The organism is Microbacterium sp. MPR-TSA4 (genome assembly GCF_058792815.1).
The window spans coordinates 25,806-32,785 of record NZ_JBXAFF010000031.1 but is presented as its reverse complement, the minus strand read 5'-3'; the positions used below and the strand labels follow the sequence as shown (position 1 = coordinate 32,785).

The 6,980-nt window shown below is 68.8% G+C and carries 5 protein-coding genes; 4 read left to right on the top strand and 1 reads right to left on the bottom strand.

Features of this window, described 5'->3' with window-relative positions; genetic code table 11:
- Nucleotides 1–39 precede the first annotated feature (39 nt).
- Nucleotides 40–1,626: a peptide ABC transporter substrate-binding protein gene (locus tag AC1Q49_RS12120; protein WP_101305427.1), complete on the bottom strand. Its 1,587-nt coding sequence runs from the start codon at nt 1,624–1,626 to the stop codon at nt 40–42.
- A gap of 179 nt (nt 1,627–1,805) precedes the next feature.
- Between AC1Q49_RS12120 and AC1Q49_RS12115 the strand changes: the two genes are divergently transcribed.
- The 4 genes from AC1Q49_RS12115 to AC1Q49_RS12100 all read left to right on the top strand — a co-directional run bounded on the left by AC1Q49_RS12115 (nt 1,806) and on the right by AC1Q49_RS12100 (nt 6,973).
- Complete coding sequence (locus AC1Q49_RS12115) at nt 1,806–2,726, top strand: PRD domain-containing protein (RefSeq protein ID WP_082734122.1); 921 nt, start codon at nt 1,806–1,808, stop codon at nt 2,724–2,726.
- 139 nt (nt 2,727–2,865) lie between these two features.
- On the top strand, nt 2,866–4,734 hold the full coding sequence (locus AC1Q49_RS12110) for a beta-glucoside-specific PTS transporter subunit IIABC (protein WP_060959296.1): 1,869 nt from the start codon (nt 2,866–2,868) through the stop codon (nt 4,732–4,734).
- 26 nt (nt 4,735–4,760) lie between these two features.
- A complete protein-coding gene (locus tag AC1Q49_RS12105) occupies nt 4,761–6,182 on the top strand; it encodes a glycoside hydrolase family 1 protein (RefSeq protein WP_492492401.1) in 1,422 nt (473 codons plus the stop codon).
- Nucleotides 6,179–6,973 (top strand): Cof-type HAD-IIB family hydrolase, encoded by a 795-nt coding sequence (locus AC1Q49_RS12100; RefSeq protein WP_101305424.1) that lies wholly within the window; start codon nt 6,179–6,181, stop codon nt 6,971–6,973. The genes AC1Q49_RS12105 and AC1Q49_RS12100 overlap by 4 nt, the downstream gene beginning before the upstream one ends.
- Nucleotides 6,974–6,980 lie beyond the last annotated feature (7 nt).

Sequence of the window (6,980 nt, the reverse complement as noted above, 5' to 3'; positions counted from 1 at the left end):
GGTGCGGAGCGTCGGGCGGGACGCTCCGCACCCCGACCGTCATTCGGTGAGGACGATCGACCGGTAGGTGGGGTTGCCCACCGGCGAGGTGACGAGCTGTGCGACGCGCGGGGAGGTGACGTAGGAGTACTTCTCGAAGAAGAGCGGCACCGCCGGGAACTCCTTCTGGATGATCTGCTGCACGGCGGCGTAGGCGGAGCCGTCGGTGGACAGATCGGCGTCGGCGGCGGTCATCGCCGAGGCGACCTCATCGCTGTACCAGGGGATGCAGTTGGTGCAGCCGCCGCCCTTGATGAAGAAGACGCGCAGCGTCGCCTGCTGGCTGGGGTAGAGGGCGCCCCACCGCGAGAAGAACGGACCGGTGATGTTCTCGTCGTTGCGGTTCTGCAGGAACTCGGCCCAGTCGGCGCTCGGGGTGGCCGTCGCGTCGATCCCCAGGTTCTGTCGGAGCTGGTTCGCGATCGCCTGGTAGAGCGGGTCCAGTCCGCCGCCACCGGGGTAGTAGATCTCCATCGGGCCCGAGAACCCGCCGGCCTCGGCCAGCAGCGCCTTGGCCGCCTCGGGGTCGAAGGAGCAGTAGTCGCCGCAGATCCCGGTGGGCGTGCCGGGCTCGATGGCCGGCGTCCACGCCGTCGCCGGGGCGTACGTGCCGCCGTAGATCACGTCGATGATCGCCTCGCGGTCGATCGCCATGGAGATCGCCTCGCGCACACGCACGTCCTGGTAGGCGGAGTTCCACAGGGGCAGGCCCAGGAACGAGATGCCGGGCGCCTCGAACGAGTACAGACGCTGCCCGAAGTCGGCCGACGCCTGCGTGAGCTTGGAGGCGGGGACCCCCGCGACGTCGAGGTTGCCGGCGAGGACGTCGGTGTAGGCGGTCTCGCTGTCGGTGTAGGGCACGAACGTGATGCGGTCGATCGTGGGCTTGTCGCCCTTGTAGCCGCTGTAGGCGTCGAGGACGATCGGCTCGTTCTCGACGTAGTCCTGCGCGAACTGGAAGGGACCGTTGCCGACCGGATGCGTGTTGTAGGCGGTGAAGTCCGCGAACGCCGAGGCGGGCATCGGGAACATCGCGGTCTGCGCCTGCGTCACCTGCAGCGGGAACTGGCTGTCCGGACCGATGAGGGTCACCGTGAAGGTGAGGTCGTCGACGACCTTCAGCCCGGACATCTCGGTCGTGGACGGGGTGCCGGATGCCGGGTTGAGGTCGGCGTAGCCGACGATGTTGGCCAGCTGTCCGGAGTTCTCGAACGCGTTCGGACCGTACGCCACCGCGTTCCACGAGTCGACGTAGCTCTGCGCCGTCACGGGGGTGCCGTCCTGGAAGGTCCAGCCCTCGCGCAGGGTGACGGTCCAGGTCGTGGCGTCCTGCGACTCGATGGACTGGGCCTGGACGTACTCGAGCGAGCCGTCGGAGTTCAGGAACGCGAGCGGCGCCCACACCGCCATGTTCACGTCGTAGGCGACGGATTGGCGGCCCGGGACGATCAGCTGCGGGTCGGTGGAGGCGACGCGGATCTCCTTCTTCTGATCCGCGCCGGAATCGGACGGTGTCGCACTGCAGGCGGACAGTGCGAGGGCGGCGGCGACGACCGTGGCCGCCGCGGCCAGGAGTCTCTTGTTCATGGTTTCCTCATTGCGGGTTGCGGGACGGGTGAGGTGCTGCGCCTCACCGGCGAGGAGCAGGACCGGCGAGATACCCACACAGTAGAGGCGAAAGCTTTCGAACTTTCAGTACGTAATGAAACCTTTACAACCACGAAATCGTCGGAGCGGTCGGCGGCGCGACTTCTAGACTTCTCCACATGAGCACCCCCGACGCCGCGGCATCCGCTCGGCGCACCCCCGCGACGCACGCCGTCCCGGTGCACAAGGTGCTCAACAACAACGTCGTGATCGCCGTCGACGAGTCGGGGCGGGAGCGCGTGCTGATGGGACGGGGGCTCGCCTTCGGGTTGAAGCCGGCCGACGTGCTCGACCCCGCCAAGGTGGAGAAGACGTTCATCCTCGACACCGGCGCGGACGGCGAGCGCGAGCGGCGCCTGCTCACCGACGTCCCGTATCCCATCGTCGAGGCCGCCACGCGGGCGGTCGACGAGGCCGAGCGCCGACTCGGCCGCGATCTGGGACGGCGGTTCACGATCGCCGTCATCGACCACGTCGCCTACGTGATCGAGCGGCTGGACAAGGGGATGCGGATCACCACGACCTCGATGCCCGAGCTTCGCGTGCTCCACCCCCAGGAGTTCGCCGCCGCCGAGCACATGGCGGGATCGATCGCGACGAGCCTGGACCGCGAGCTTCCCGCCGAGGAGGCGGTGTTCCTCACGATGCACCTGCTCAACGCCACCCGCGACGAGCCCAACGGCACGGCCGCACTGCTGTTCCGCCGCGTGCAGCACGTGGTCGAGGTGGTGGAGCACTCCCTCGGCGTGCGCCTGGACGTCGACGGCCCCGACTACGCGCGGTTCATCCTGCACGTGCAGTTCCTGCTGCAGCGGCTCGTGAGCCGCACCATGCTCGCGAGCGGCGACACCTCGTTCTTCGAGTTCGCCAAGCACAGCTACCCGCGCTCGTACGCCATCGCCGAGGAGGTCAAGGCGTACGTCGGCGGCGCGACCGGGTCGGAGCTGACCGACGAGGAGCTGCTGTACCTCATCGTCCACGTCGAGCGTCTGAAGAGTCAGATCGCCCCTGGCGCTGAACCCGACCCTGTGGTAACTTGATCGCAGATCCCTGGATCGTTACCGCATCAGCGGGCGAAACCTGGACTCACCGAGAGCTTCGGCACTCATCGAGTCCAGGTTTTTTTGTTGCCCGGGCAGAGGTGCCCGGGCCTTCCACACACAAGGAAAGGCGAATCCGATGGCGGATTACGCGAAGACCGCGGCCGGCGTGCTCGCCGGCGTCGGCGGCGAAGACAACGTCAGCTCGCTCGTGCACTGCGCGACACGTCTGCGCTTCGTCCTCAAGGACGAGAGCAAGGCGGATGCCGCGGCGGTCAAGGCCACCCCGGGCGTCATCACCGTCGCCCAGGCGGGCGGCCAGTACCAGGTGGTCATCGGCAACGACGTGCCCGAGGTGTTCGCCGAGATCGGCAAGGTCTCCCGCTTCGGCGGGGGTCACGACGCCGCGGCCGAGGACACCGGGCCGAAGGGCAACCTGTTCAACCGGTTCATCTCGATGATCTCGGCGATCTTCACCCCCGTGCTGTGGACCCTCGCCGGCACCGGCCTGCTGAAGGCGTTCCTGTCGGCCGCCGCCACGTTCGGCTGGATCGACGCCACCTCCTCGACCTACCTCGTGCTCAACGCGCTCTCGGACGCGTTCATCAACTTCCTGCCGATGGTGCTCTCGATCACCGCGGCGCGCTACTTCAAGGCCAACGAGTGGACCTCGCTCGCGATCGCCGGCGCCCTCGTCTACCCGACGGTGGTCGCGGCGAACGGAGCCCCCGACCTCACGTTCTTCGGCATCCCCTTCACGATGGTGAGCTACGTCTCGAGCGTCATCCCCATCATCATCGTCGTGTGGCTGCAGTCGCACGCCGAGAAGTTCCTCTACGCGAAGCTCCCCGCCGCGATCCGCCGTTTCGTCACCCCGATGATCGTCGTGCTCATCGCCGTGCCGCTGGTGTTCGTCGTCATCGGCCCGATCTCCGACCTGCTCTCGCAGGGCGTCGGCAACGCGGTCAGCTGGGTGTGGGATGTCGCCCCGTGGGCCGGCGGCGCGATCATGGGCGGCCTGTGGCAGGTGTTCGTCATCTTCGGCCTGCACTGGGGCCTCGTTCCCGTCTTCCAGGTGGAGTTCCAGACGACCGGCCAGATCCTGCTGCTCGGCCCCGTGTTCGCGGCCGTCCTCGCGCAGGCCGGTGCCGTCGCGGGCGTGTGGGTGCGTGCGCGCAACAAGAACCTCAAGTCGCTCGCCGCCCCCGCCACCCTGTCGGGCTTCCTCGCGGGCATCACCGAGCCGGCGATCTACGGCCTCAACCTCCCCCTCAAGCGGCCGTTCGCCTTCGGCATCGTCGGCGGCGCGATCGGCGGCGCGATCATCGCCCTCGGCGGCGTGTTCTCGAAGTCGTTCGTCGTCCCCTCGGGCCTGGCCGTGACCGGGCTGCTCGGCAACGGCAACATGGTGATGCTGGGCCTCGGCCTGCTCGTGGCCATCGTGCTCCCGTTCCTGCTGGTCGTGCTCATCGGCTTCAAGGAGCCCGCCGAGGACGCCGCGACGGAGGCTCCGGCCCCCGCCGCCGCCAACGACGTCACGGTGCTCTCGCCGATCGACGGCACCGTCATCCCGCTCAACGAGGTGGCCGACGCCGCCTTCGCCGACGGCGCGCTCGGTCAGGGCGTCGCGATCCAGCCGCGCTCGGGCGCCGTGTACGCCCCGTTCGACGGCACCGTGGTCGCCGCCTTCCCGACCGGCCACGCGTTCGGGCTGCGCCACGCCGACGGCACCGAGGTGCTGATCCACATCGGCCTCGACACCGTCAAGCTCGGCGGCGCGCACTTCTCGGTGAAGGTCACGACCGGCCAGCAGGTGGCCGCCGGCGATCTGCTCGTCGAGTTCGACGGCGACGCCATCGAGAAGGCCGGGTACGACCTCACCACCCCGGTCATCGTCACCAACCCCGACCTCTACCCGGCTGTCGCGGATGCCGCGTCGGGCCCGATCGCGCACGGCGAGCCGCTGTTCACCGCGGTCTCGGTCGACTCGGTCGCGGCGACGAAGTGACCCCCGGCGACGTAAGGAGAACCACCATGACCACCACCGCACCCGCCTTCCCCGACGGCTTCCTCTGGGGCGGCGCCACCGCCGCCAACCAGCTCGAAGGCGCCTACGACGTCGACGGCAAGGGGCTGTCCGTCCAGGACGTCATGCCCCGGGGCATCGTCGGCCCCCGCACGGCCGCGCCGACGCCGGACAACCTCAAGCTCGTCGGCATCGACCACTACCACCGCTACGCGGAGGACATCGCCCTCTTCGCCGAGATGGGGTTCAAGACGTACCGGTTCTCGATCGCGTGGAGCCGCATCTTCCCGAACGGCGACGAGACCGAGCCCAACGAAGCGGGACTCGCGTTCTACGACCGCCTCCTGGACGAGCTGGAGAAGTACGGCATCGAGCCGCTCGTGACGATCTCCCACTACGAGACGCCGCTGCACCTCGCCGAGACGTACGACGGGTGGACCGACCGCCGCCTCATCGGGTTCTACGAGCGCTACGCCCGCACGCTCTTCGAGCGCTTCGGCGCCCGCGTGAAGTACTGGCTGACGTTCAACGAGATCAACTCGCTGCTGCACGCCCCGTTCATGTCGGGCGGCATCAACACGCCGAAGAGCGAGCTCAGCGAGCAGACGCTCTACCAGGCCATGCACCACGAGCTGGTCGCGTCGGCACGCGCCACCCGCATCGCGCGGGAGGTCGCACCGAACGCGCAGATCGGCTGCATGGTGCTGTCGATGCCGGTCTACCCGCTGACCCCGTCGCCCGCCGACGCGCTGGCGGTCATGGACTTCGACCACTCGAACCTGGTCTACGGCGACGTGCACACGCGCGGCGCCTACCCGGGCTACTTCCTGCGGACCCTCCGCGAGAAGGGCATCGAGCTGGAGATCACCGACGAGGACCGCGAGGATCTCCGCAACACGGTCGACTTCGTGTCGTTCAGCTACTACATGTCGGTCGCCGCGACCGCCGACCCCGCCAAGAAGGTCGCCGGTGAGGGCAACATCATGGGCGGTGTGCCCAACCCCACGCTCGAGGCGAGCGAGTGGGGCTGGCAGATCGACCCCGTGGGGCTGCGCATCGTGCTCAACCAGTTCTGGGACCGGTGGCAGAAGCCGCTGTTCATCGTCGAGAACGGTCTGGGCGCGAAGGACGAGCTGGTCGAGATCGACGGCGTCAAGACGGTCGCCGACGACTACCGCATCGCCTACCTGAACGACCACCTGGTGCAGGTCGGCGAGGCGATCGCCGACGGCGTGGACGTGCTCGGCTACACGACGTGGGGCTGCATCGACCTCGTCTCGGCATCCACCGCGCAGCTGAGCAAGCGCTACGGCTTCGTGTACGTCGACCGCAACGACGACGGCTCCGGCACGCTCGACCGCCACAAGAAGAAGTCGTTCGCCTGGTACGCCGAGGTCATCCGCACGAACGGCGGTGCGCTGAGCGCATGACCCGTGCGATCTTCCTCGACGTCGACGGGACGATCCTGCAGGACGGACGGCACATCCCGCCGTCCGCGGTCGAGGCCATCCGCGCGGCCCGCGCTCGGGGACACCTGGTGTTCCTGAGCACGGGCCGCGGGACGGCGGAGCTGCACGCCGAGCTGATGGACATCGGCTTCGACGGCGCCGTCACCAACGGCGGCGCCTTCGCCAGCCTGGGCGAGCGGATCGTCTCGGCGACGCTGTTCACGCCGGAGGAGGTCGCGCGCCTGCGTGACTATCTGGCGAGCACCGGCCTGCACGGCTACTTCCAGTCGTACGACGGCCTGTTCGCCTCGGAGGGCCTGGCGGAGCTGCTCGCGGAGCGGTTCACGGCGGCGGGCTTCCCGTCCAAGTCGTTCCACGACGACGCTCAGGTCGACGACACCCTCATCGCGAAGCTCGTCTTCCTCACCGACGACGAGGATGCCGCCGCCCGCGCGCTCACCGAGCTCGCGGAGGACTTCGAGGTCGTCGGCGGGACCATCCCCGTCGCCTTCGCCGCCTCGGGCGAGGTCGCGCCGCGCGGCGTGCACAAGGGCGCGGCGATCCAGGCGCTGCTGCGCGAGCTCGACCTCGACCCGGACGACGCCGTCGGCATCGGCGACAACTGGAACGACGCGGAGATGTTCGCGGTCGTGGGCACCTCCATCGCGATGGGAAACGCCGTCGACGGCGTGAAGGCGCTGGCCGATCAGGTGACGACGGCGATCGACGAGGACGGCCTGCGCACCGCGTTCCGCCGCAACGGGCTGATCTGACGCGGTC

Excerpts from the sequence above, each read along its gene's own strand:
- AC1Q49_RS12115 (WP_082734122.1), top strand. The coding sequence starts at position 1,806 with ATGAGCACCCCCGACGCCGCGGCATCCGCTCGGCGCACCCCCGCGACG.
- AC1Q49_RS12100 (WP_101305424.1), top strand. The coding sequence starts at position 6,179 with ATGACCCGTGCGATCTTCCTCGACGTCGACGGGACGATCCTGCAGGAC.
- AC1Q49_RS12105 (WP_492492401.1), top strand. The coding sequence starts at position 4,761 with ATGACCACCACCGCACCCGCCTTCCCCGACGGCTTCCTCTGGGGCGGC.
- AC1Q49_RS12110 (WP_060959296.1), top strand. The coding sequence starts at position 2,866 with ATGGCGGATTACGCGAAGACCGCGGCCGGCGTGCTCGCCGGCGTCGGC.
- AC1Q49_RS12120 (WP_101305427.1), bottom strand. The coding sequence starts at position 1,626 with ATGAACAAGAGACTCCTGGCCGCGGCGGCCACGGTCGTCGCCGCCGCC.